23 protein-coding genes are annotated in these 24,450 nt (G+C 40.7%); 14 read left to right on the top strand and 9 right to left on the bottom strand.

Annotated elements, in window-relative coordinates; all coding sequences use genetic code 11:
- Positions 1–2: 2 nt before the first annotated feature.
- Genes F8C76_RS11380 through F8C76_RS11370 form a run of 3 tightly spaced genes read left to right on the top strand, consistent with a single transcriptional unit; the run spans position 3 to position 1,695 of the window.
- Positions 3–386, top strand: a complete 384-nt coding sequence (locus F8C76_RS11380) for a TraR/DksA family transcriptional regulator (RefSeq protein ID WP_116216456.1) — start codon at positions 3–5, stop codon at positions 384–386.
- Between the two features lie 27 nt (positions 387–413).
- Positions 414–1,034 carry a DUF4097 family beta strand repeat-containing protein gene (locus F8C76_RS11375; RefSeq protein ID WP_152131826.1) on the top strand — a complete coding sequence of 207 codons (621 nt, stop codon included), beginning with the start codon at positions 414–416 and terminating at the stop codon, positions 1,032–1,034.
- 31 nt (positions 1,035–1,065) lie between these two features.
- On the top strand, positions 1,066–1,695 hold the full coding sequence (locus F8C76_RS11370) for a lipoprotein signal peptidase (protein WP_129653703.1): 630 nt from the start codon (positions 1,066–1,068) through the stop codon (positions 1,693–1,695).
- Between the two features lies 1 nt (position 1,696).
- On the opposite strand, the gene F8C76_RS11365 is transcribed toward F8C76_RS11370, so the two are convergent.
- Positions 1,697–2,266: a 5-formyltetrahydrofolate cyclo-ligase gene (locus F8C76_RS11365; RefSeq protein ID WP_152131825.1), complete on the bottom strand. Its 570-nt coding sequence runs from the start codon at positions 2,264–2,266 to the stop codon at positions 1,697–1,699.
- Positions 2,267–2,741: 475 nt separating this feature from the next.
- On the opposite strand from F8C76_RS11365, the gene uvrC reads away from it, so the two are divergent.
- The 8 genes from uvrC (at position 2,742) to F8C76_RS11325 (ending at position 15,222) form a co-directional block, all read left to right on the top strand.
- Positions 2,742–4,529, top strand: a complete 1,788-nt coding sequence (gene uvrC, locus F8C76_RS11360; protein WP_152131824.1) for an excinuclease ABC subunit UvrC — start codon at positions 2,742–2,744, stop codon at positions 4,527–4,529.
- Complete coding sequence (locus F8C76_RS11355) at positions 4,529–6,805, top strand: patatin-like phospholipase family protein (protein ID WP_129653700.1); 2,277 nt, start codon at positions 4,529–4,531, stop codon at positions 6,803–6,805. The genes uvrC and F8C76_RS11355 overlap by 1 nt, the downstream gene beginning before the upstream one ends.
- A 335-nt stretch (positions 6,806–7,140) precedes the next feature.
- Entirely contained in the window at positions 7,141–7,920 is a 780-nt protein-coding gene (locus F8C76_RS11350) for a DUF3108 domain-containing protein (RefSeq protein ID WP_152131823.1), read from the top strand.
- 5 nt (positions 7,921–7,925) lie between these two features.
- Positions 7,926–8,903 carry a tryptophan 2,3-dioxygenase family protein gene (locus F8C76_RS11345; protein WP_152131822.1) on the top strand — a complete coding sequence of 326 codons (978 nt, stop codon included), beginning with the start codon at positions 7,926–7,928 and terminating at the stop codon, positions 8,901–8,903.
- Between the two features lies 1 nt (position 8,904).
- Complete coding sequence (locus F8C76_RS11340) at positions 8,905–10,185, top strand: peptidoglycan DD-metalloendopeptidase family protein (protein WP_152131821.1); 1,281 nt, start codon at positions 8,905–8,907, stop codon at positions 10,183–10,185.
- A complete protein-coding gene (gene pgi / locus F8C76_RS11335) occupies positions 10,185–11,822 on the top strand; it encodes a glucose-6-phosphate isomerase (protein ID WP_152131820.1) in 1,638 nt (545 codons plus the stop codon). Before F8C76_RS11340 ends, pgi begins: the two co-directional genes overlap by 1 nt.
- Positions 11,823–11,992: 170 nt before the next feature.
- A complete protein-coding gene (locus F8C76_RS11330; RefSeq protein ID WP_152131819.1) occupies positions 11,993–14,674 on the top strand; it encodes a TonB-dependent receptor in 2,682 nt (893 codons plus the stop codon).
- 89 nt (positions 14,675–14,763) lie between these two features.
- Positions 14,764–15,222, top strand: a complete 459-nt coding sequence (locus F8C76_RS11325) for a hypothetical protein (RefSeq protein WP_152131818.1) — start codon at positions 14,764–14,766, stop codon at positions 15,220–15,222.
- A 67-nt stretch (positions 15,223–15,289) separates the two neighbouring features.
- On the opposite strand, the gene F8C76_RS11320 is transcribed toward F8C76_RS11325, so the two are convergent.
- On the bottom strand, positions 15,290–15,691 hold the full coding sequence (locus tag F8C76_RS11320; protein WP_152131817.1) for a JAB domain-containing protein: 402 nt from the start codon (positions 15,689–15,691) through the stop codon (positions 15,290–15,292).
- A 14-nt stretch (positions 15,692–15,705) separates the two neighbouring features.
- Positions 15,706–16,746, bottom strand: a complete 1,041-nt coding sequence (locus F8C76_RS11315; RefSeq protein WP_152131816.1) for an endonuclease/exonuclease/phosphatase family protein — start codon at positions 16,744–16,746, stop codon at positions 15,706–15,708.
- Positions 16,747–17,117: 371 nt separating this feature from the next.
- Between F8C76_RS11315 and F8C76_RS11310 the strand changes: the two genes are divergently transcribed.
- Together F8C76_RS11310 and F8C76_RS11305 are read left to right on the top strand one after the other, a co-directional pair.
- Positions 17,118–18,179: a hypothetical protein gene (locus F8C76_RS11310; protein ID WP_152131815.1), complete on the top strand. Its 1,062-nt coding sequence runs from the start codon at positions 17,118–17,120 to the stop codon at positions 18,177–18,179.
- Between the two features lie 174 nt (positions 18,180–18,353).
- On the top strand, positions 18,354–18,917 hold the full coding sequence (locus F8C76_RS11305) for a peptidase associated/transthyretin-like domain-containing protein (protein ID WP_152131814.1): 564 nt from the start codon (positions 18,354–18,356) through the stop codon (positions 18,915–18,917).
- Positions 18,918–18,951: 34 nt separating this feature from the next.
- Here the strand turns inward: F8C76_RS11305 and F8C76_RS11300 are convergent, their stop codons facing one another.
- Together F8C76_RS11300 and F8C76_RS11295 are read right to left on the bottom strand one after the other, a co-directional pair.
- Positions 18,952–20,442: an ATP-binding protein gene (locus tag F8C76_RS11300; RefSeq protein WP_152131813.1), complete on the bottom strand. Its 1,491-nt coding sequence runs from the start codon at positions 20,440–20,442 to the stop codon at positions 18,952–18,954.
- Positions 20,443–20,505: 63 nt separating this feature from the next.
- Positions 20,506–21,054, bottom strand: coding sequence for a hypothetical protein (locus F8C76_RS11295; RefSeq protein ID WP_152131812.1), 549 nt, complete (start codon positions 21,052–21,054; stop codon positions 20,506–20,508).
- 519 nt (positions 21,055–21,573) lie between these two features.
- On the opposite strand from F8C76_RS11295, the gene F8C76_RS11290 reads away from it, so the two are divergent.
- The gene (locus tag F8C76_RS11290; protein WP_152131811.1) at positions 21,574–21,852 is read left to right on the top strand and encodes a helix-turn-helix domain-containing protein; all 279 of its coding nucleotides are present in this window, start codon (positions 21,574–21,576) and stop codon (positions 21,850–21,852) included.
- 337 nt (positions 21,853–22,189) lie between these two features.
- Here the strand turns inward: F8C76_RS11290 and F8C76_RS11285 are convergent, their stop codons facing one another.
- The 4 genes from F8C76_RS11285 to F8C76_RS11270 form a co-directional block, all read right to left on the bottom strand.
- The gene (locus F8C76_RS11285) at positions 22,190–22,465 is read right to left on the bottom strand and encodes a hypothetical protein (RefSeq protein WP_152131810.1); all 276 of its coding nucleotides are present in this window, start codon (positions 22,463–22,465) and stop codon (positions 22,190–22,192) included.
- Entirely contained in the window at positions 22,462–23,064 is a 603-nt protein-coding gene (locus tag F8C76_RS11280; RefSeq protein WP_152131809.1) for a hypothetical protein, read from the bottom strand. Before F8C76_RS11280 ends, F8C76_RS11285 begins: the two co-directional genes overlap by 4 nt.
- A 508-nt stretch (positions 23,065–23,572) precedes the next feature.
- Entirely contained in the window at positions 23,573–24,037 is a 465-nt protein-coding gene (locus F8C76_RS11275; protein ID WP_152131808.1) for a helix-turn-helix domain-containing protein, read from the bottom strand.
- A gap of 3 nt (positions 24,038–24,040) precedes the next feature.
- A complete protein-coding gene (locus F8C76_RS11270; protein ID WP_152131807.1) occupies positions 24,041–24,358 on the bottom strand; it encodes a hypothetical protein in 318 nt (105 codons plus the stop codon).
- Between the last annotated feature and the right edge of the window lie 92 nt (positions 24,359–24,450).

The following is a 24,450-nucleotide window of genomic DNA, read 5'->3' as shown; positions in this document are numbered from 1 at the left end:
AAATGGCAGAAGAACTTAAAGTACGTTATTCGGATAAAGACCTTGAGGAGTTTAGAACTTTGATCGAGGAAAAAATAGAAAAGGCCAAGAGTCATTTGGAGCTTTTGAAGAGTTCCTATATGAATGATGGAAACAATGGCACTGATGATACCTCTCCTACCTTCAAAGCGTTTGAGGAGGGCTCAGAGACCATGAGCAAAGAGGCCAATACCCAATTGGCCATCCGTCAGGAGAAATTTATCCGGGATCTTAAGAATGCCCTTTTAAGAATAGAGAACAAGACCTATGGCATTTGCAGGGTCACAGGAAAGCTCATCAACAAGGAGCGCTTGAAACTGGTTCCGCATGCCACATTGAGCATTGAGGCAAAGAACATGCAGAAATAATAAAACGCCTTAGGGCGTTTTTTGTTTATGAGGACAACGGTATTTTTGTTGGGCTTCTTTATCCTTGCGCAGCTTCAAGGACAGAAATTGGTAAAGAAAGCCTTTATCGGACCTCGAACGGAGTACATCCAGATAGATGCTGCCAATTGCTATACCATTACCCTGAACACGGCGCCAACCAAAGAGGTCGAAGTAAGTGCCAGTATTGAAGGAGAGTATGCCAAGGATCTCTTGGTTTCCATTGAGGAAGAAGGGGCCACGGTACGGATCAGTGCAGGCTTTCACCCCAACTTCATAAGTCCAAATGATAAATTGAGTGCGCATAAGGTCATTTCCATTGCTTTGGAAATCACTATCCCCCAATATAAAAATGTGTCGGTTTTTGGAACCCATTGCGAGGTACAGGTGGAGGGTAAGTACAGCGATTTGAACATAAAGTTGTCCGATGGGCGGTGCATGCTTACAAATGTCTCGGAGGTTGTGGAGGTCAACACACAAAATGGTGATATTTGGTTGACGGCCCTTAGCGGGAATGTGATGGCGGAAAGCGCTTATGGTGAAGTGGAACAAAACCAGATTCCCAAAGGGAACAACCAATATATGTTAAAGACGGTGGAAGGGAACATCCATCTTAGGAAAACAAAATAATATCCATATTTTTGCAACTTCGTTAAAAGATATGAGTTTAAAAAAATCCTTGTTCATCATTGTTTTGATCCTGCTCGTGGATCAAATAAGCAAAATCTACATCAAGACCAGTTTTGTTTTGGGGGAATCGGTGGACGTGCTGGGATGGTTCAAAATACTTTTTATTGAAAACGAAGGAGCGGCTTGGGGAACCAAGTTGAGTGATTTGTTGCCCATTTCTGAATCTGCTGGAAAATTGGTTCTGACGGTTTTCAGGATTTTCGCTGTTTTTGGAATTGGCTATTGGCTTTGGGACATCACCCAAAAACAATCCCCAAGGACTTTGATTTTGGCCGTATCCCTGATTTTTGCAGGGGCCTTGGGCAATATCATCGATTCTGTTTTTTACGGGGTGATTTTTGATCATAGCAGCGGACAGGTGGCCACATTGTTTTCTGACCAACCCTATGGAAGTTTATTGCACGGAAAGGTGGTGGATATGCTTTACTTTCCCATGATAGATACTACATGGCCCAATTGGGTGCCCTCCATAGGGGGAAATAGGTTCCGGTTTTTTGAGCCTGTTTTTAATATTGCCGATACCGCAATCAGCACGGGAGTCGGTATTTTGATTGTCTTCAACAAAAAAGCATTTCCAAAACAGGAAGAGACAGGCGAATAAGTTACCGGTTAAATGTATAGACCTTTTCTGGGGTAACACAATAGTCGAGCGTTACGTCATTTTCATGCACATCAGTAATCAAGGTTTCCTCGGCCTTAAAGAAAGAAAGTCCGATCTTGATGGTTTCTTTTCGACATTTATGTAAAAAAGTATCGTAGTACCCTTTTCCATAGCCTACACGATGGCCATGTTCATCAAAAGCCAACAGGGGTAAAAAAACCACATCGATTTTGTCCTCGGGAACGATAATTCCATCTACGGGCTCTGGAATGTGCCATTTATTTTTTCGAAATGCCGTATTATCGGTCAATAGGTAGTTTTCCATGGAATTTTCTCCACTTACCTTGGGAATCACTACGTTTTTATCTTTTCCCTGTAAGAGGGTGATCAAGGGCAGGGTATCTACTTCTTTGTTTTCCTCTATACCCAAAAACGTATGGAAATAAAAAAAATCCCAAATAGGGATTTGTAGTACATGATTTGCTAAAAGTATACTAAAATCAGAGGCCGATACATCAGATAGTTCGGCCCTCATTTGTTTGTATTTTTTTCTTAGTTCATGTTTCAACATCTAGATGCTGAAAATTTGGGGTAGTGTTCTGGGGCAATACATTCCTACTCTCCTCTGGTCGAAACCGAGAAGAAGATTTTGAAGAAAAGCATCAAAATCAAGTACATTCCCAAAACGATTACATAGTTTTCCATAGGATTGTATTTATACCGTTAAATGTAGGTAAAAGAATTGATAAGTTCACCACGAAATGCACTTTTTATCGATGAAATGCATTCTTTTTTGTAACAGTTTAACATTTTTGAGAATTCCTTAACCAAAGTATTGTAGATTTCCCATAGTCATTTTATAGGAAAACCATAGTTGGGCACTTGGGAAATAAAATGAACCAAATCCGTTGTATTTTTATTTCCATGGGATGAAAGTATGCAACGGTCAATACAGAACAGGAAATGATCAAGTTTAACAACAAACACTATAATTAAAATATAACTTTGTTGGTAAGATCAGTTAAGGGCCAATTTTCCAGAACTCTATGTCCAACCCATCCATAAGTGTACAAATAAGTGTGCTGCCCAATAATCCGGGAGTGTACCAGTTTTATGATTCAGATGGTAAGATTTTATATGTGGGCAAGGCCAAGAACCTTAAAAAACGGGTTTCCTCCTATTTCAATAAAAAGCAAGAGTATGGCAAGACACGCGTCTTGGTAAAAAAAATCCACTCCATAAAACATATTGTTGTTGCTACGGAGTCTGATGCCCTGCTGTTGGAGAACAACCTGATCAAAAAACTGCTCCCCAGGTACAATGTACTGCTCAAGGATGATAAATCGTACCCTTGGATTTGTATCAAGAATGAACGCTTCCCAAGGGTTTTTCCCACTAGGAAGTTGATAAAGGACGGCTCGGAATATTATGGTCCGTACACCAGCATGAAAACCGTTAGGACATTATTGGATTTGATCAAGGGGCTTTACCCTTTACGAACCTGTAATTACGATTTGTCAAGAGAAAAGGTCGAATCAGGAAAATACAAGGTGTGTCTGGAATACCATTTGGGAAATTGTCTGGGACCCTGTGAAGGCTTACAGAGTGAAACGGAGTATCATGGGCAAATTGCGGACATCAGAGAGATTATAAAAGGAAACTTCAAGGATTCGATCCAGACCTTTAAGCAGCAAATGAAGGACTTTGCGGAAAATATGGAGTTTGAAAAGGCACAGCGGTTCAAGGACAAAATAGACATCCTGGAAAACTATCAGGCCAAATCCACGGTGGTCAACCCCAAGATTAACAATGTGGATGTATTCTCCATAATTTCGGACGAGACCTATGCCTACGTAAACTTTTTGCAGCTTTCCCATGGGGCCATTGTGCGCTCGCATACCCTGGAGATAAAAAAGAAATTGGACGAAACGGACGAGGAATTGCTGCAATTGGCCATAACGGAGATACGGCAGCGGTTCAACTCAACATCCAAAGAGATTTACCTTCCTTTTCCAGTAATGGTGGAAGAAAACCTAAAGGTGGTCCTGCCAAAACTGGGGGACAAACGTAGGATTTTGGAGTTGTCCGAACGCAATGCACGTTTTTTTAGGCAAGACAAGCTAAAGCAGATAAAGATTACGGACCCCGATCGCCACACCAAACGGATTATGGCCCAGATGAAGGCCGATTTGCGTCTTTCCGAAGAACCTGTCCATATAGAGTGTTTTGACAATTCCAACATCCAGGGAAGCAACCCTGTGGCTGCTTGTGTTGTCTTTAAGCATGGGAAGCCCTCCAAAAAGGATTATAGGCATTTCAATATTAAGACCGTGGAAGGCCCTGATGACTTTGCCAGTATGGAAGAAGTGGTGTTCAGAAGATATAAAAGACTGCTCAATGAAGAAGAGCCCTTACCGCAACTTATTGTGATCGATGGGGGTAAAGGACAGTTGTCATCGGCCCTGAAGAGTTTGGAATTGTTGGGACTTCGGGGTAAGATTGCCATTGTTGGCATAGCCAAGCGCTTGGAGGAAATCTATTTTCCCGATGACCCGGTACCTTTGTATTTGGATAAAAGGTCCGAGAGCCTCAAGATCATACAGCAATTGAGGAACGAGGCCCACCGATTTGGTATTACCCATCATAGGAACAAAAGGAGCAAAGGCGCCATAGGGACCGAATTGGAAAGCATAGAAGGAATTGGAAAAAAAACGGCAGAACAACTATTGAAGAGCTTTAAGTCGGTAAAACGGATCAAGGAAGCCTCTGTTGAGAGTCTTGCGGAATCCGTTGGAATGGCCAAAGCACAGAAAATCTATAAATCCTTTCACTAGTGAGCGCAGTAAGAAAGAGCATAACGGTTACCCTGGTATTTATTTTGATCGGAGTTTTGGGTTGGTCCCAGACCGATGACAGGAAAGTGCCTCCCAAGGTTGGCCTTGTACTCAGTGGCGGAGGTGCCAAGGGATTGGCACATATTGGCGCATTGAAGGTATTGGAGGAAGCAGGGGTCAAAGTAGACTATATAGGCGGTACCAGTATGGGGGCCATAGTTGGGGCGTTATATGCTTCCGGGTATTCGGCCAAAGAACTGGATTCAATCTTTAGGGTCACCGATTTTACGAAACTCATTCAAGACAATGTTCCCAGAGGTGCCAAAACATTTTACGAAAAAGAAGATTCAGAGCGGTACGCACTGACCTTGCCCTTCACCAACTTTAGTGTGACCTTTCCGCAGGCCATTTCTGGCGGACAGAATATTTACAATGAACTCGTGCGGTTGCTTTTCCATGTCAAAGATGTGCATGACTTTCAAAAGTTGCCCATTCCTTTTCTGTGTATTGGGACCAATGTGGAAACAGGTGAAGAGATTCTTTTGGATCACGGGTATCTTCCAGAGGCCATTATGGCCAGTGGAACCTTTCCCTCCTTGTTTGAGCCCTCGGAGATTGATGGGGATATTTTAATTGATGGCGGGGTGGTCAACAATTACCCCATTGACAAGGTCAAGGCCTTGGGAGCCGATGTGATCATTGGGGTGGATGTACAGCACAACCTTTCCACTAGGGAATCCCTGTCCTCGGCCACGGAGATTTTACTTCAGATCAACAACTACCGAACGGTCAATGATATGAAGAAGAAATCTGAAGAGACAGACATTTATATAAGACCGGATATTGACGAGTTCTCTGTAATTGATTTTGGCCGGAGCAAGGAAATCGTGGCCAGTGGTGAAGCTGCAGCAAGGATAAAAATGGACGCCTTACAGGCCTTGGCCTCGGAACAAAACCATGGGCCTGCGCCAAAGAAAGAGCGGATTCATGCCATGGACAGTCTTACGGTGAATAGACTGATCATACGGGGAAATGATAAGTACACAAGGGGGTATATAAAAGGGAAGCTCAGATTCAATCTGGCCGAAAAGATTGCATTTGACAAACTCAAACAGGGAATCAATAACCTTTCTGCCACTGGAAACTTTAAGGCTATTCGTTATGAGTTGATTTCCAATGGATTGGGAACGGATTTGGTCTTGAAGCTAAAGGAGGATCCCACCAAAATGTTCATAAAGATGTCCGCCCACTATGACGATCTGTACAAAAGCGCGGCATTGATCAACCTTACCAAGAAGAATTTTTTGATGCGGGACGATGTGGCTTCTTTCGATTTTATACTTGGGGACCATATCCGCTATAATATGCAGTACTATCTGGACAAGGGCTATTATTGGAGCTTTGGCATCAATTCCAAGTTTACCGATTTTGATGAGGAAATCAACTTTGCGTTGATCCGCTCCAATTTTGATGTGCCGGATGCCTCGAACATCCGGGAAATCAGTTTGGATGTCTCGGATTTGACCAACCAGATATATCTGCAAACCGTTTTACAGGAAGAATTTGCCGGGACATTGGGAGTGGAACATCGTTTTTTACGGCTCAGTACCCGTACCATCAACCAAGTGGAAGCGGATAATTCGGAAGATTTGTTGGCTTCTCCGGAAAGGACCTATTTTGAGGATTCCCATTATTTCAGTGCATTTGGAAAGTTAACGCTGGATACCTATGATGACAAGTACTTCCCGACCAAAGGGCTTTTGTTCGATAGTGACTTTCACCTGTATCTTTTTTCTTCCGATTTCAACAACAATTTCAGGGAATTTTCCGTGGGCAAGGCACGATTGGGGACTGTAATCCCCTTGACCCACAATCTGAGTTTTAATGTTGAGGCCGAAGGAGGTCTCAAACTGGGAACCTCGGCGGTGACCTCCTTTGATTTTGTGTTGGGGGGCTTTGGAAATGACTTTGTGAATAATTTTATCCCCTTTTTGGGATATGATTTTCTAAGTCTCATTGGAAACAGTTTTGTGAAGGCGCATGGAAGGTTGGATTACAGGTTTGCCCCTAAGAACCACTTGCTCCTCTCTGCAAATTTTGCCAATGTGGAGGATGATCTTTTTAGAACGGGAAACTGGTTTACCGAACCTTCATTTTCCGGATATGGGGTAGGGTACGGTTTTGAATCTTTTATTGGTCCCATCCAGATTTATTATTCATGGAGTCCAGAGATAAATAATGACAGTATTTTCTTTAGTGTGGGCTATTGGTTCTGATGAAGGAAGATGTATGAAAACCAGCATTTTTCTTAAGAATTTGCAAAAAAACACGCGTTTGGGCACCATTCTGATGCAGGTATAGTTAAAGTCCGTTAAAAACCGATTTTCCTACAAAGGCTTGATGTATCTTTACACCCAATAAGGGGTGGTTCCCTTATAACTTTAAGTATTGGTTTTTCATAATTTAAAGTTTGGTTGGTTATTTAGGAAAAGCCCAGTTTTAAGACTGGGCTTTTTTTTACATACTATTTTGGAACAAGTTTTGTTTAAGTAATTGTAAAGATATTAGCCTCGATGACGTTTTTAGTAATTTTACATTGAACCAACTGCTTATGAAAAAGATACTTATTATACTTTTTGCACTATATGCGCTCCCTGGAATTTCCCAAGAGCCGGTGCCGGCATACAAGCCTGGGGAATGGTTGAAGTTTCGCATACACTACGGTTTTCTCAATGCCAGTTATGCCACTTTGCATTTGACTTCAGAAACCCTGAACAATGTTCCTGTGTACCATGTGGTGGGAGAAGGAAAGACCACAGGGTTTGCCAGTATATTTTTTAAGGTAGACGATACCTATGAAAGCTATTTTGGTCGTAAGGATGGAAAACCCCGCAGATTTGTCCGGAAAATAGACGAAGGAGGCTATACCAAGGATATTGAAATAGACTTTGATTACGAGAAAAAGAAGGCCATTCTAAAGGACAACAAGAATGGTACACAAAAAGATATTCCCGTCCATAACGATATACAGGACCTTATATCGGCATCCTACTTTTTAAGAAGTGCCTATGATCTTGATCATTTTAAGGAGGGAGAATCCATTGATTTGGACCTTTTGTTCGATGATGACGGGGTTTTTCAGTTTAAACTGAAATATTTGGGGAAAGAAATCATCCGAACCAAGTTTGGGAAGGTGGAATGTCTTAAATTTAGACCATTGGTTCAGTCAGGTCGTGTCTTTAAGGAAAAAGAGAGTCTTACCCTTTGGGTATCCAACGACCTGAACAAAATTCCCATACGGATCAAGGCCGATTTGGCCGTAGGCTCCTTAAAAGCAGATTTGGATGGGTACAATGGACTACGAAACCAGTTTAAAATTATAATGGACTAGCATTGATGAAGAATGATGAGCTAATTCAGTCCCAGATCAACAAGCTTGAGGAAAAGTATAAAAACTCGGGGCAGGACCTGAGCTCTTATTTGGACGGACTTCTCTATCAACGATATCTTACGTATTGGGATTACATTCACTTGGATACCTTATTGAGCATCCAGGTGCCACGGACCCATTTCCCCGATGAAGAGATCTTCATCATGTACCACCAAATTACCGAGCTCTATTTTAAGCTCATCCTCCACGAACAAAAGCAGATTACGGAAGACAAGTCCCAAGACCTTAAGTTCTTTATTGAAAAGGTCAACCGGATGAACAATTATTTTAAGGCCTTGATTTCATCTTTCAGTATAATGATCAAGGGGATGGAGCGGGAACAGTTCCTTCGGTATCGTATGGCATTGCTTCCTGCCAGTGGATTCCAATCGGCACAATACAGGATGATAGAGATTTATGCCACCCCATTGGAATATTTGGTACACCATACCGAGAGGGATTCCTTTTCGGTCGAAGATGGCATAGAGGAACTCTTTGAGCATATCTATTGGAAAAAAGGGGCCACCGACAAGGCCACGGGAGAAAAAACCTTGACCTTGAAACAATTTGAGATACGGTATACCCCAAGACTGCTTAGGATCGCCAACCAAGTAAAAGATAGCACTATATACCAAAAATACCTTCAACTGCCGGAAGCATCAAGGAACAATGAAGCGTTGATCAAGGCGTTGAAAGACTTGGACGTCAATGCCAATGTAAACTGGCCTTTGATGCACATGGGCTCTGCATACCGGTATTTGGGGAAGGAAAACCAAGAAGTGGATGCCACGGGAGGCACCAATTGGAAGCAGTTTTTACCACCCAGTTTTCAAAAAATAATATTTTTCCCAACTTTGTATTCAGAAAATGAGTTGGATGCATGGGGAAAACAATGGGTGGATCATATTTTTAACCCTGCAAACAAAGAATACAAGGAAATATAAAATGCAAAAGTTTTTTGGGGCAATCTTGACACTGATGATAGTCTTGGTGTCATGCAAACAGGATAAAGTTTTGGTGGATGAGTTGGTAAAGGTTGAAACCATTGAAAAACCACCGGTAACACATTTTGGATTCAATCTTGAGGAATTCAATGTGGTTCATGATACGGTGAAGCGTGGGGACAGTTTTGGGGAACTCATGCTTCGGAACAAGGTGGACTACCCGAAGATTGCCGCAATTTCAGAAAATTTCAGGGACACTTTTGATGTTCGTAAAATCAAAGTGGGTAAACCCTACACTATCCTTAAATCAAAAGACACTTCGGAAGTAGCGGAGATTTTCATCTATCAGAATGACAAGATCAATTATACCGTGGTGGACCTCCGCGACAGTGTAACCGCCTATAAAAGTCAAAAGAAGGTAAAATTGATGGAACGCGAGGTAGGAGGTGTGATCACCAATAACCTTTCCGAGACCTTGGACAACCTTGGAGTGGACTATAACGTCACCATAGACCTTTCCGAAATCTATGCATGGACCATAGATTTCTTTCGATTGGAGAAAGGGGACAAATTCAAGGTCATTTATGACGAACGGTACATCAATGACAGTATTTATGCCGGCCGTGGCCCCATAAAAGCAGCTTTGTTTGAGCATAAGGGAAGGACCATTTATGCGTTTCCATACGTGACCGATTCCTTGAAGAATATTTTGGATTACTATGACCAAGAAGCGAATAACCTCAGAAGTACCTTCTTGAGGGCTCCCATCAAATTTGGGTACCGCCTTTCGTCCCGTTATAACCTAAAGCGAAGGATTGCGTATTACGGATATAAAGTGAGGCCGCACAAGGGTACCGATTATGCAGCTCCTATTGGAACCCCTATCATTGCCACTGCAGATGGTACCGTGACCGAATCTACTCGAAGGGGGGGGAATGGAAAGTACGTGAAGGTCAAACACAATAGTGTTTACAGCACCCAGTACCTCCACATGAAGAACCAAAAAGTAAGGAAAGGGGATTTTGTTCGCCAAGGTGATGTAATTGGATGGGTCGGAATGACCGGAAACACTGGTGGCCCCCACGTATGCTATCGCTTTTGGAAAAACGGAAGACAGGTAGACCCCTTGCGTGAAAAATTACCCACCGCGGAACCCATTGCAGACTCCTTGCGTACCGATTATATGGCTCATATAGACCCACTGAAAGAACAGTTGGACTGTATAGAATTTGTGAACCCCAACCCAGAACCTGAAGAAACCCTAATCTCATACAACCCGTAATGGCACTGCCCAAAATCGACCCGACAACGACCCAATCCTGGAAAAAACTTTTAGCCCACTACCAAGAAAACAAGGACACACATCTTAGAGAACTTTTTGCCCAAGATGTTGATCGAGGGAAGAAGTTTTCCTTGTTGTGGAAAGATTTTTTGGTGGACTATTCCAAAAATAGGGTGACTGAGGAAACCTTCTCGCTTTTGCAGGAATTGGCCGAGGAAGTTAAACTCAAGGAGGCCATGGATGCTTATTTTGGTGGAGAACTGATCAACCAGACGGAAGGAAGGGCTGTACTCCACACCGCCCTCAGGGCCAAGAAAGGAGATGAGGTCCTTGTGGATGGCGAAAACATTGTTGAGGAAGTCCAAGAGGTAAAGGAAAAGATCAAATCGTTTTCCGAATCCGTGATTTCTGGGGACAGAAAAGGATATACGGGCAAGGCATTCACCGATGTGGTCAATATTGGTATCGGTGGCTCGGATTTGGGACCGGTAATGGTCACCGAGGCCCTAAAATTCTACAAGAACCATCTAAAAACGCATTTTGTAAGCAATGTGGATGGGGACCATGTGTATGAAGTGCTAAAGGAACTGGATCCAGAGACCACACTTTTTGTCATTGTTTCCAAAACGTTCACCACACAGGAAACCTTGAGCAATGCCCTCACTATCAAAAAATGGTTTTTAAAAAAAGCTTCGGAAAAGGATATTGTGCAACATTTTGTGGCCGTATCCACCAACCTTGAAAAAATCAAGGAATTTGGCATTGCAGACGATAATGTATTCCCTATGTGGGACTGGGTAGGGGGAAGATTTTCCCTTTGGAGTGCCGTAGGACTGTCCATTGCCCTTTCGGTAGGATACCAAAACTTTGATGATCTTTTGTCCGGGGCCCATGAAATGGACATGCATTTTAAGGAAACCCCCTTTTCAGAAAATATACCTGTGGTCCTGGCCCTGTTAAGTGTCTGGTACAATAATTTCTTTGGTGCCGAGACCGAGGCAATCATCCCCTACACCCAATACCTAAGTCGTTTTTCGGCCTATCTGCAACAGGGGATCATGGAAAGCAACGGGAAGAGCATGGATAGGACCGGAAAAAGGGTAGATCACGAAACCGGGACCATTATCTGGGGAGAACCCGGGACCAACTCACAGCACGCCTTTTTTCAATTGATGCACCAGGGCACAAAACTTATCCCAACGGATTTTATTGGGTTTAAGAAATCGTTGCATGGCGATGTAGATCACCATAACAAGCTTATGGCCAATTTCTTTGCCCAAACCGAGGCATTGATGAACGGTAAAACGGCCGATGAGGTGAAAAATGAACTGCAGGCCCAAGGATTGTCCAATCAAGAACTAGGGCTTTTACTCCCATTCAAGATCTTTGAGGGCAATAAACCTACCAATACCATTTTAATACAGAAGCTTACCCCTAAAAGCTTGGGGGCCCTAATTGCTCTTTACGAACATAAGATCTTTGTTCAGGGAATCGTCTGGAACATATACAGTTACGATCAATGGGGTGTTGAATTGGGGAAACAATTGGCCAAAACTATCTTGAGTGATATCGAAAATTTGGAAATTGGCAAACATGACAGCTCAACACTAAATCTTCTACAGTTTTTTAAGGGATAAATTAGAGAGTTAACATTTATTAAAAATTCCTCTAACCATTTGCTTTTCAATAGATTTTGCTTGTTAATTTTGTGTTAACTATATTAGCTTCATTTAACCTTGAATTAATCGTGATGTTTTAAAAATACATCACTTTTGCAGGGCAAATTAAACACTAAAACACTGAAAAAATGAGAAAAATCTACTTCGCTTTTGTGGCGCTTTTTATGTCCGCAATGGCTTTTTCACAAGGAACTATTACTGGTACTGTAGTGGATGGTGAGCTTGGAGGCCCGCTTCCAGGAGCCAGCGTTATGGTAAAGGGAACCTCTATTGGGACTTCAACGGATTTTGATGGAAACTTTACTTTGGAAGTCAACCAAGCCTCTGGAACATTGGTGGTTTCCTACATTGGATTTGTTACTAAAAATGTTGCGTTCAGCGCTACCGGAAGTGTAGGTTCAATTTCCCTATTGCCAGATGCAGAGGAATTGGAAGGGGTTGTTGTTGTTGGTACAGGGATTATTGACCTTGCTGCCGACAGAAAGACTCCCATCGCGGTTTCTTCCATTCCAGTAAAAATTATTCAGGAAAAGATAGGAACCCAAGATGTAACCATGACTTTGGTGAACACTCCTTCTGTATATGTGTCCGGTCAAGCTGGAGGTTTTGGAGATACCAATATGAGGGTGCGTGGTTTTGATCAAGACAACACGGCCTTCCTTTTGAATGGTCAGCCTATCAACGGAATGGAAGATGGATTGATGTACTGGTCCAACTGGTCCGGTCTTAACGATATTGCTTCCGGGGTTCAGATTCAAAGGGGTCTAGGTTCATCCAAATTGGCTATTTCCTCAGTTGGGGGTACTGTGAACTTTGTGACCAAAGCTACCGAAATGGACGCAGGCGGATTTGGGTACGCCACTGTGGCCAACAACAACTACATAAAAACTTCTGCGGGATACAATACAGGTGTCTCCGATAAGGGGTGGGGATTGAGTGTTATGCTTTCCCATTGGCAAGGTGATGGTTACAATGAAGGAATGTTTGGTGAAGGCCAGACCTACTTTATCTCTTTGGGGTATCGACCCAACACCAGCCATAACTTCAACTTTTTGATTACTGGTGCTCCCCAGTTCCACGATCAGAACTTTACCAAGCCCATCGAGGATTACTTGCAATACGGTATGCGTTACAACAACAACTGGGGAACCTACGGTGGCCAGTACATCACCGAAAGAAGGAACTTTTATCACAAGCCAGTGGCCAACCTAAACTGGGACTGGACCATTGACGACACTTCAAGTTTATCCACCGTTTTGTATGCCTCTTGGGGTAATGGTGGTGGTACAGGTGATCGCGGTAGCCGTATCAGAACGGCTGAAGGCCGTATAGATTACGATGCCATTTATGCCTTTAACAACAGTGTTCCCAATGGTGCAGGAGGGTATTTTGCTGCCGGTGGCGGTTATGTTACCCGGGCATCCATGAACTTGCACAACTGGTATGGATTGATTTCCAACTTTGAAAAGCAACTTTCCGACAATCTTAGCTGGAATGTTGGTTTCGATTTAAGAACCTACTACGGAAAACACTTTAGGGTAGTTTCAGATTTCCATGGACTTAAGTCTTGGCAAGAAGATATCAGGCTAAGGGATCAAAACAACAATCATGAAATATATGGTTCTTATGGGACCTATAAAAGAGTGATTGCAACCGAGTCTTTCAGACCTTCCGGATGGGCAGCAGCTTTTGATAGTTACCCAAATGACCAAAGAATTGCCTATAGCAATGATGAGCGAATCTCCTACGGAGGATTGTTCACCCAATTGGAGTATTCCACAGATCAGTTTTCCGCATTCTTCCAAGGATCGGTATCCAACCAATACCACCAAAGGTTTGACCCCTACCAATATGCAGATCAGGCATTGATCAACGGGACTTCTTCCCAAGGAACGGATGAGCCAATACCAGCGGGGATAACCGATGGGGTGGATTCCGAGAAGGTGAACAACTTTGGTTACAATGCCAAAGCAGGTTTCAGCTATAACCCAACTGTAGAGCATAGCTTCTACTTTAACACAGGCTACTACAACCGTCAACCGTACCACGATAACATTTATCTGAACTTTACCAACCAGGTAAATCCGTTGACTGAAAATGAAAAGATTTTTGGTCTTGAGGCAGGATATAGCTACTCTAGTTCTATATTCTCTGGTAGTGTCAACTTGTACAGAACTTCTTGGAAGGATCGTGTGGAAACCACTTCCGATGTTGTTGATGATGTGGTTACCTATACCTCTAACTTCGGTACAGAGCAGTTGCACACTGGGGTAGAGTTGGATGCTAAAGTAAGACCAACCAGAGGGCTTACCTTCAATGGATTTGCGTCCATAGGGGATTGGCAGTACAAAGGTGAGGTAGTTACCCAAGTCACTGATGAGGACCGTAATGTAATCGGTACGGAGAATGAGGATGTAGATGGAGGAAAAGTAGGTGGTGCGGCCCAGCTTTCTGGGGGACTTGGAGTGGCCTATAGGATTTCGGACGTAATTTCTGTAGATTCCGATTTCAGATATTACGATAATCTGTATGCTGATGTTGGTGCCATCAAGGAAAACTTGGAATTGCCATCTTTTCACCTATTGGATGCCGGGGTTACTTTTAACTTCCCTTTGGGGATTGACAAGACAAAAAACCTAAAGATCAGGGCCAACGTGAACAATGTTTTGGACAAGGAGTACATTTCTAGGCTTACCACCGCTAACTTTGTGGAGGCCGGTGATGTAACCTATGAAGGTATTGCCATTTCCAACCAAGGATATTTTGGATTGGGAAGAACATGGAACGTTACCCTTCGCTATGATTTTTAATCAAAGCTGAAAAATAGATGGAAGACCCTGCCGATTGGCAGGGTTTTTTATTTCCAAAATCCGTATTTTTAGGCACCAAAACAAAAACTATGGACAACTCAGGACTCGCCTATCAATGGATTCAAGCATTACACTCTTACCTCGCCTATTTTGTACTGGCGATGCTCATTTTTGCAGTGGCCAACGCCCTAATGGGTTGGATGGGCAAAAAGGATTTTACCATGCACAAAGACCTTCGTATAAGTCTCTTTGCCTTGATCTTGAGCCATATTCAGTTGTTGGTAGGGCTTCTTCTGTATTTTATATCGGGCAGTGGCCTTAAGGCCATCCAGACCTTGGGTATGGGAGGATTGAACTCCGCAGCGCGCCTTTTGGCCGTGGAGCACCCCTTTACCAACATTATAGCCATAGTATTGATTACCATTGGTTGGTCCCGTCACAAAAAATTCATGGAAAGCGAAAAGAAGTTCAAGAGCATTGCCATTTTCTACGGCATTGGTCTTTTGCTCATCTTAAGCCGTATTCCTTGGGGGCAGTGGTTTGGATAATACTATAAGGTGTCATTCCTGCGTAGGCGGGAATCTCATTCTTTCTCCTTAAATAAGATACTTTTTCTCAAATGGTCTCATAGTTCATCTCTGTGATGATAATGTGGTCCAACACTTCAATCTCCATGAGGGCTGCGGCAAGTTTCATCTTTTCGGTGAATTCAAGGTCTGCTTCGCTGGGTTCCAATTTTCCGGAAGGGTGGTTGTGGCAAAGGATGATTTTCTTGCAGTTTTTGGAGACGGGCATGCTCAACACCTCCACGGGTTTTAAAATATTTCGGTTACTCGTACCAATGGTCACCAGTTCAATATATTCAATATCGTTACCGATGTTCAGACCTATGGTCCAGAAATATTCTTTTTTTCGATGAAGCCTGTTTTGTCGCCACAATATGTTTAGCATGATTTGGGCAATATCAGCGGTGCCTGAAATGTGTTTTTCCCTGTGTTTGGATTCATCTACGTTCATGGTATCATCATTTACTAATGACTCGACTGTTTTATCAAAAAAATATAGGACGGAAAATGGTCGCTGTACCCACCGGTATAGCTCCCACCGGAATAGGTCCGTAGGGGATAGCCTTTATATTTCCCCTTTTGGGTACGGATAAAGGCCGGGGCATAAATGCCCGCTTTCCAAAAGGACAATTTTGTTTTGTTCGTATCGATGAGGTTTGAGGTCATAAAGAATTGGTCAAAGAGGTTCCATTTGTCCCGATAGGCTAGGGAACCAATTCCTTTTCGATACAATTTTTCCATGGGGTTGTACAGGTCAATACTATCCAATTGTTTGGGTTTTCCTTTGGTCCTTAGGATTTTTTTCAAGCTGTTGTCCGTGGGGTCATCATTGAGGTCGCCCATGGAAATGATCTTCGCTTCCCTGTTCAGCTTTTGTATGGAATCGATAATGCGCTTGTTGAGTAAGGCGGCCCGTACCCGCTTGGGACCGCTTATAGCCTCCCCACCCCTTCTGGAGGGCCAGTGGTTCACAATGAAATATACTTCTTCTTGGTTCAAAAGCCCCCCTACCACCAATTGGTCTCGGGTATAGACTCGCTCCCCCAATTCATCAAACAATAGGAGTCTATGGCTTTTAAAAGACGTTGGTAGGTAAGATTCTTTTTTAAAGAGGAGGGCCACATCAATGCCCCGGGCATCAGGAGAATCAAAATGAATGATTCCGTAATCTTTATCTACAAGATTGGGGTGATGGGCAAGGTCCTCCACCACCTGTCTGTTCTCCACCTCGCAGAGGCCAATGACATCCGGAGAAGTCTTGGAGGTTTCTTTTCCTATTTTGGAAAGCACATTGGAAATATGGTCAATCTTTATTTTGTAACGTTCCTGGGTCCAATGGTAACTGCCTTCGGGAGTACGGTCGTCATCAAAGATGAGCGAATCATTTTTGGTATCAAAAAGATTCTCAACATTGTAGAACGCAATGGTTCTTAGGGTAAAGGTGTTGGACTTTTGTCCATGGAGTGAGGTCGATATCAATACAAGTAGGCATATTAATGATCGCATGGGTATGATTTTTGTTGACTTGGGGTCTAGGTAAAAAACAAAGGCAATTTCACCATGGCTAAATGTAATGAACCTTTTCTAAATATTGGTTTGAAACAGGCGTAAATGGACCAAAACCTATTCTTTTATAGAGGCTTAGGTCAATTTTCCCATTGTCCAAGAATTAAAATTTCACTATTATTGTAAAGTATTGTACAAATAGCCTCTGCGAAATCGCATGGGCTATTTGTGTTTTTAGGCCATAGAAACAAACCTCCCTTTTGCCAGAAAGGAAAAGGTCTAAATAGTAATCCCAACCTCACTTGTATGGAATAACAGGCCCAATTGGGACATACAACAGCTAAATCTATATTTAATTTAAATACTTAACCATGAAGTCATTTTCTTATGCATGTATTATCGTTTTATTCCTTTCCTATGGATGTTCGAACAATTCGAGAAAGGATATTTCAAAATCCTCTTTTTACTGGGTACCTAAAGAGGTGGACAAGAACAACCTGCTGAACAAGGAATTTTTTAGTGAAATCCATGAAAACAATCTGGGAAAATATGTCTTTGCCAATGAGACTATTGAGAGAAGTTGGGAAGATGTGGATGAATTTGTTACTTCATATGATATGTCCAAGTTGGATGAGGAAGGTCTCTTTTGCCGTTTGTTCGTAAACCAGAATGCAGGGCCGGACAAAATCTATGAAAGTTTTGCAAAATACCCCAAATCCAAAAAAAAGTTGCATTTACGAGAAGATTATTACATAGATAGTATCCTTGCGGAATCCTATTATGACGATAAACCAACAGATGAACAAATAACATGGGAGTCCAAAAGACATCCCATTTTTCAACCCGAGGTTATCCCAAAAGGGGACGATTTGGGAGCTGAGATGAGTTTAGACCAGGAAAAGGTGATAGAAAGTTTGTTAAAACATCAGAAGTATATAGATGGGAAAGGAGACAACGAAGTGTTAGTGGGTTTAAAATTCTATTTGGTTGATGGTGGTTCTCCTGGAAGGAAGGAAGAAAAAAAGGCTTATGAGTTGGCTTCGGGCCAGTTTTTATTGACCAATATTGATGAAGGTTTGGAATTGGTCAACAAGCATATCCCAAAATATGGTATTCCAGAACCTTTTATGAAGAACGAAAAATTGGAAAAAGAAGCTCTAAAGCTTATGCGAAACTATGCCCGAAACCAAGGCTGGAAAGAAAAATACCATAAAGCGATTATTACCGGCGATTATAACGTAATACGAAGTTTTGCTGGGTTTAAAACGGGCAGGACAATCATTTTTGCCTTGGTTGGGGAGTGGCCCGATGGGAGGTGGACAAGCCAGTTCTTTAAAACGTACCAAGCGTATAAGGGAAATGATAAATATGGTCCACTTAGATACGATGGAACGGGAAAGCAACGGGATGTGTGGGGAGGGGCACTTGAATGATTGGAGAGTAAACCTTCTTATGTAAAGCCATGTGTTTCATATACATGGCTTTTTTTATGAATAATTTATACAGGCTCTTTGTTTTTACATAGGAATTGGATAAAATTGTGTAATTGTCTTACAACCCTGAGCGAAGTATAGCCCCAATTTTGTTTAATTAACCTACCGATAGCTATGAGGACAACTTTGCTCTTGGCTGTGATTTGTTGCGTCAATCTCCAATACGGCCAACAAATAACAATCATTTCGGGAAGTGTTCAAGCAATGGGCCTTAATACCCCTGTTAAAAATGCTTCCATTGCCATTGAAACCCTTTCACAAACCTTTTTTACGGATTCAAACGGACACTTTAAAACCCATATTTTTGAAAATGGAGAATACGTTTTGGCGATTTCTTCCCCGGAATTTTTACCGAAACGCTTTGCCATCATTTGTGATGGGGAACCCATAGATTTGGGGACTATCTTTTTGGAGAAGGACATTTCCCAGGAAAAATCGGACAATCTTATCACACTTACCGATGGGGACCTTTTGGATGATGGGGAAGCCGTATCCGGGGCTCTGGGCCTGCTGCAATCCACCAAGGACGTTTTTTTAAACCGCGCTGCCTTTGATTTTGGCCAGGCCTTTTTTAAGGTAAGGGGATACGATTCCCGAAACGGCATGGTGATGATCAATGGCATTCCCATGAACAAATTCTTTGACGGTAGACCTCAATGGAACAATTGGGGCTGTTAATATGAATTATGTAATATTATATGCAAATTTCGATTTAATGACTGGAATCAAGGATGGTTAAACATCTATCCATAATGATATGGTTGCTTATCACGACAATACTAAGTTGTTTTCTTGTTCTAGTCATCATTTGAAATAACATTTTGGTGGGATGGTAATACGCATGTTTCGGATATGCTCTAGTAGATAATTTATTTCCATCATAATAGAAATAAGAATCAAGTACCACAACTACCTTATCATACTCCTGTCCGACAACATCGTGAGCATTATCTTGATTTGGTAAAGCAAATTTTTCATACGGCAAATCATATCTGTTTGATGGAGTATAGTTGATAACCTTCCAATCCATTTTGTTTAAATATCTAACATACTCTTTTGCATCATCATAGCTTTTGAAGTAGTTTATTTGAATATTAGACATTTTAACTTTTTTGTAAGCTTTACCCTTGTCAAACAATAAATTTATGAAAGTTGCAATTTCTTTATTTGTTCTTATTTTTTCAGTTAGTTGAAATACATCTGAATTTGCTTTTTCATCAATCCGTTGGGGTATGTTATTGTTGATTTCCCAAGTCCTAAGACACTGTTCGGCATCGTAAGAAAAAATACAATTGGCTTCTTGCTTTTTAACTTCATTTATGATTAAGTCCAACTGTGACGGAAACATCCTTTGAACTTCGTCAACAACAACTAATTTATAATCTGAAAAATCTATACTTGACGCCAATTTAGCGGGAACAACATTCCATTTAAAAGCAGTTTTAAGCATATTATGACCATCATTTAATTTTCCACAATGAACAATCACTACATCCCAATCTAGATTCATACAATGTTTTGCGATATCATAAGTAAGAAGTGTCTTGCCAGTTCCAGCTTTTCCACAAATTGATACAAAAGAAGTCTTTGGTCGTTCCAACAACTTTATGATTTTATTTTTACATTCTTCTTGTTGGTTTGTAAGGAAGTATCTACCACGAATAAAACTTCTTGTTGAATTAAATGGGGAGACTAGATAGTTGGATGGATTGAATAGTGTATCTAAATTAGTGATTGTTCTATCTATTTCTTGGGTGTTTAACAAGTCAATTAAGTCTGCTAACTCACTTTGAAATACCTTATTATGGTTGTCTATTGAATATAGACTCTTTTCATCCGAAACGTATGTATAACTGAATACCTCTAATCCAAGAAAACTTAGGTAATATTTATTTCTTTCAAGTTGATACCCTAACTTCTCCCCTGTGTTGGTACTTTTAATTTCTACGTTGACTACGAAATCTTCTCCAATGCGTAATAAATCAAATTCTTTACTTATTTGAGGAATTTGATACCCATAATAAAAGCAATCGTAAATTTCAATGTTATCCTCCAGAAGTAATAAATCGTCAACGAAAGATGATAAATCCTTGAGTTCGGTAGGTTTAGGATTTGTTTTGAAAAAATGGAGGTATTTTTGCAAAGTTTCCTCTTCCAAGCTTCTGTATGCTTGTGTAAGAGATAATATATTAACTTGTTTCATTCTTTTGTAAAAAGAAACAAAGTAAGAATTTACCTAAAATTTATCAAACTCATATTTTAAGCATTAGGCGAGTCTAATTCTAAAGTATAAGAAAATGAACAGGACTATTGTATATACTAGCCCAAAACCCAAAACGTATTTAAAATCTTCCAAAGTTGCATTTAAATAATGCCCAAACTTATTGGAATACTCATGGAATTTCCCATAAGAAGATGATACATCCCTGACAAAATAGCTTTTTCCACTTATCCCAATGTTTGAGCCAAAAGGGGTATCCAAAAAAATTGAAGATACAGGGGTGTCATTAGGAATCTCTACATTGAAGGAAAAGTTGTTTTCTTCGGCTTGTTTACTTCGCATTACTTTAAAAGTTGACTCTTCAAGAATTGAAAGTTGCTCCCCAGAAAGTTTCTTTTGAAGTAATTCGTTGTATTGCTGTTGGCTTTGCTGCTTTCTTCTTTTCTCTTTTGCAATCAATTCAGATGTGTCAGCTATATAGGAGATTTCCCCATAATGCTCGACTATAAAAACAGTTATCCAACCCAATAGAAAGCCTATAAAAATTGCTTTAGGAATTCTTCTGTCTATTTTGATAGTCTTCTTCTTTTCCATAATTTAAATTCCTTCTTAGGCTAGTTCATTGCTTTGTGAACTCAGGTTTAGATGTTTGGTTTTCCCAAATTATGACTGTCTCCGATTTTTTAGAGAACTCGTATATAGTGGATTGGCCAGGAGGGAAGGTCAATTTTAATCTGTACGATTCACCCGTTTTAGTTTCTTCGGCTGATGTTTCCTCTCCCGTTCCCTTATAAAATTCAAGCTGTTCCTTGTAACTGATTTCCGTTCCACTTGTAATTGTGATAAAGTCGTTTGCCTCAAACCTGAACCCAGCTGAACCCGATAACCAAGTCCCTTGAATCCACTCAGGAGGATTGATTGAAAATGAAGAGTTGGGCGTATCATCAGATTTGGAACAGGAGAAGATTAGGAAACAAATTGAGATGATGGATATTTTAAAATAGAGCTTTGATTCCATAGTAGATTATTTTTCATGTGTATATTATCATAAACTTCAAATCTATTGTATTATTATAAAAATGACCCGAATTCGGGTCATATATTTTTTCTCGTATGTCGCAACTTGCTGACATGCGAACGAGGTTCACAGATGAAGATGAATTATTTCTAAAAAGCTTGGGAGAACGATTAAGGGTTCTCCGAAACAGGATGGACATTTCTCAGCATAATCTCGCAACCGACAGCAATGTTTCCAAAAATCAAATTGGACGAATTGAAAGAGCTGAAATAAGTGTTAGCATTGTCGATTTAAAAAATATTGCCAAGGCACTCGGTTTTCAAAATGTTGGTGACTTTTTTAATGCTTCACTGGAAGATGATTCTTCTGAATAAACTAAGAGTTTATTATAAAAAAATAGTTTATACTATTCTTCTTCAACTTTTTATGACTGTCTGAAATATCCTCAAAAAATGCCCATTTCAATACGAAATATTTTCCAGAATCCGTACTACACGCACATTGCATAATCACAATTTTTATGATTCTCACCGACAGAGGACACGCCCTAGGGTTAACCCCCACCAAATAAATCTCAAAATCTCCCTCCCCCCTGCCAATTTTAGATAATTCATTGAACGATTCAGCAATCATATCTAGTTGAACTTTTTAGTCTTTCCTGTCATGCAAGAAGACTGTATTAAATTTAATTCTTCTTTTTTAAGTGTCTTGTCAACTGGCAATCTTCATATAAGTATTCTTGTCCATCTCTTTTTCTTGTTGATTTGCCCTTTCTTTTTTTTGGTGCCATTCACTCTGTTTTTTTGCAAGAATTGCTTTTCTTCTATGGTCAGGGTACCTCATTGATAAATCGAATAAATCCGCCATTTCGGAAGGAGTAATCCCTTTTGTGTTTTTTTTATGTCGTAAAAGGTCCAGTTTTATGGTTTCCCTTTTTTGTTGTCTTAAATCGGCTATTCTTATCATTTTTCTCTTTCCGTTTCTCATGCTCTTGCCAGTTTTGCTGATATTGATTTTCTTTCTTTTCCTGTGAGTTTCAATTTTGGATTGAACAGAATTTTGTTTTTAAGTCTGATTTGCCATTCGGGTATGCCATTCTTAAAAGCTTCTTCTATCACTTCATCAAGCTCAACTCCAATCCTCCAATAATTGACATCATCTTTTCCTTCAAGACACCAATAACCTAAACCTTTGTCTTTTGGAACATCAACGTTTCGATTGAACAACTTTAGAAGTACATTTTTAGTTTCCAACTCAGTTATATGTAGATTGCAATGGTGGATAAGTTTGCCGACCTTCTTAAGATGGGCTTTCCAGTACCTATAATTAACTTTTTGTTTAGGGAATAGAAAAGGGGCTGCATCGACAAAGGGGACTTCTTTCTTAATAGCTGTTTGCTCACCGATTTCCCTTCGGTATCTATGTTGCAATTGATGTAGGTTATTCGTGAAAATACCCAACTTTTCATTAAAACCATTTGGATGTGCTTCTCCACTTACATTCTTTTCTTTAGATAAGAATGAATCGAACTGTTGTTCAAATAGAGTGATGGGATTTTCTGAAAAGTACTTTTTGTATTTCTTCATAATTGTAAGAATTGGGGTTTGAAAATGTTAAACCAAATGTTAACGAAAAAATTGAAATGTTAAAAAAATAACTTATGTTGTTGATAACAAAAACATTACAGCGATAAGCCTTTCCTTAAACTCAGTATCCATGTATATACTGCCTGAATTAAAAGACCTGTTCCCAGTAACCCTACCGTGCCTATGAACCACCGAACGAAGTGAGAGTGGTCAAAAAAGCTATTCCCATCTGCCGAAGGCCTACCTTAAGCTTTCCGAACCATGAGAACGAACGCAGTGAGGTCGAATGGGTGACGGTAAAGCGTAGGTAAGGGACATACTGTCAAGTATGTACCCACTTAACACCTAGATTTTTTGATTTCCAATTAAAAGCTTTTGAAAATACCTCCCCTAAAACACTCCTGAACCTCAAAAATAGCCCTAAGTCGGGCTTGGGGGTGTTGGGGGTGGAGGGGACATTGTAGTCTACTCCTTATTTGGATTTCAAAGACTGAGTTACTGGTTCATTTTATCTAGTTGGGCCACTCTTGCGTTCATACTGATATATCCACATGTTGACAATGTTGTTATCCTCTTTGATGTCCCATATCCCTACATCAGGGCCAACGGCAAATTCCAACCTAGGAATATCATAGGAGTAACGCTCACCTTCCTTAAAGTACAGTGCCAAGTTATAGTCATCGACTAAGCCCACTACCTTGGGTTCTCCATTGATGAGGAAGATTCCCCATATCTCACCATCCTGAATATCCATCTTGACAAATTCATAGGTTTTGAACTGAGCCAACATAATGAAATAGAAGTGTTCCTCACCAAGAACCTTAATGATGGCTTCCAAGTCATCAATTTTGAGCTTTGACCCCGTACTTAGGTTTCTTTGCAGTGTAACAGGTGACATTCCTATCTTCTCTGCAAGCTCGGCAATGGTAATCTTCTTTTCCTTTCTCAGTCTGTTTATTGTATCCAGTATCATACCTTATTGAATCAAATCACAGTCATAATAGATTTCAGCCTCTTTACCTATAGCATCTTCTATGATTTCTTCGATGGAACCTCCCTCGATTTCTATAATGGTATCACTTGGATATACAACCACTTCAAATGCAGGGCTTTCGCCTGCTACGATTGCATCGAATTCAGTGTAATGCCATACTGTACCAACTTCAAGTGTATCGAACTCAAATACAATGTCGTCAGTGTCCTCGATGTACCCTGATTTTTCATCATGCCAATTCACTATCAAATCGTTCGCATTTACTTTGATTCTCTTGATTTCTGCTTCAACTGTCTCCATAATATATCTTTTTTAGAATTTTTACACAGCAAAAATGTGAATAAAATATCAAAAATGAAATATAATTTTGGTTTAATTAACAATAAATTTCA

Source organism: Flagellimonas olearia (assembly GCF_009184425.1).
In the GTDB taxonomy this organism is placed as follows: domain Bacteria; phylum Bacteroidota; class Bacteroidia; order Flavobacteriales; family Flavobacteriaceae; genus Flagellimonas; species Flagellimonas olearia.
The sequence above is the reverse complement of the archived record's forward strand: the minus strand, read 5'-3'. Positions and strand labels throughout refer to the sequence as shown.